The sequence below is a fragment of the Luteibacter sp. P4_E6 genome, from assembly GCF_056401535.1.
Genome location: NZ_JBFUJE010000026.1, coordinates 21240 through 22637 on the forward strand (window position 1 = coordinate 21240; position 1398 = coordinate 22637).

1 protein-coding gene is annotated in these 1398 nt (G+C 64.4%); it reads right to left on the reverse strand.

Going from position 1 to position 1398, the window contains the following annotated elements:
- Positions 1-40: 40 nt before the first annotated feature.
- Positions 41-1398: elongation factor G (gene fusA / locus AC1DT2_RS03570; protein WP_477294363.1), on the reverse strand; the 1358-nt coding region annotated here is incomplete at its 5' end.

Sequence of the window (1398 nt, forward strand, 5' to 3'; positions counted from 1 at the left end):
GGCTATCGCCGCTGAAGCGGCTCCCACAGGAGTCACAGCCTCAGTCCTCCTCGACCCGCGGCTTCCACTGCTCCATCAACTTTCGCTGCACGCCGGCGGGCACCGCGTCGTAATGGCTGAATTCCATCGCATAACGCCCTTGCCCACCGGTCATCGCTTTAAGTTGGGTGGGATAGTCGGTGAGCTCCGCCAGTGGCACGCGCGCCTTGATCAGCGTCTCGCCGCCGCGTAGCGAATCGGTGCCCATGATGTGCGCTCGCTTGGAGGCAAGTCCCCCGGTGACGTCGCCCACGTAGCGCTCAGGAATCGAGACCTCGAGGTCGACCACCGGCTCGAGTACCTGCGGGTGAGCGCGCGACACCGCGTCGAGGAACGCCTTGCGGCCTGCACTGATGAAGGCCACTTCCTTCGAGTCGACCGGATGGTGTTTGCCGTCATACACCACGACGCGTACGTCCTGGATCGGATACCCCGCAATCGCTCCGCCATCCAGCGCCTGGCGTACGCCTTTCTCGATGGCTGGCATGAACTGGCCCGGGATGACGCCGCCCTTGGTTTCATCGTCGAAGACGAAACCCTTGCCCCGCTCCAGCGGTTCCACGCGCAGGAATACCTCGCCGAACTGACCGGCGCCCCCGGTCTGCTTCTTGTGCCGGTGGTGGCCTTCGGCGCCGGCGCCGATGGTTTCCCGGTAGGCGATGCGGGGCGGGTGTGTGATCACGTCGACGTCGTAGCGCGCCTTCATCCGTTCGAGCATGAGCTTAAGGTGCAGGTCGGACAGCCCGCGAATCACGGTCTCGTTGAGTTCCTTGTGGTGCTCGACACGGAAGCACGGATCTTCCTCGGCGAGCTTTGACAGCGCCTGCGACAATTTCTGCTCCTGGCCTTTGTGCGCCGGTTCCACGGCAAGACCGAACATGGGTGCCGGGAAGGCGCAAGGTTCGAGGTGGATGCGCGATTCGTCGGCGGCATCGTGCAGCACGGCGTCGAAATGGATGTCTTCGATCTTCGCCACCGCGGCGATGTCGCCGGGCAAGGCCTCATCCACTTCGATGTGCTCGCGGCCCTGCAGGCGGAACAGATGGGCCACCTTGAACGGCTTGCGCCCATCGTCGACGAGGAGCTGGGCGTCCTTGCGCACGGTGCCCTGCCATACGCGGAATACGCCGAGCTTGCCGACAAAGGGATCGTTGACGATCTTGAACACGTCGGCAACGACGTGGCGGGACGCATCGGCGGCGACATCGAACGGTGAACCCGCATGGTCACGGAACAGGGGCGGATTGGTTTCGGTGGGGCAGGGCAGGATGCGCTCGACCAGTTCGAGAAGCTCGCTGACGCCGATGCCATCGCGCGCGCCGGTGAAAACGATCGGGACGAGATGCCCATCGCGGAGGC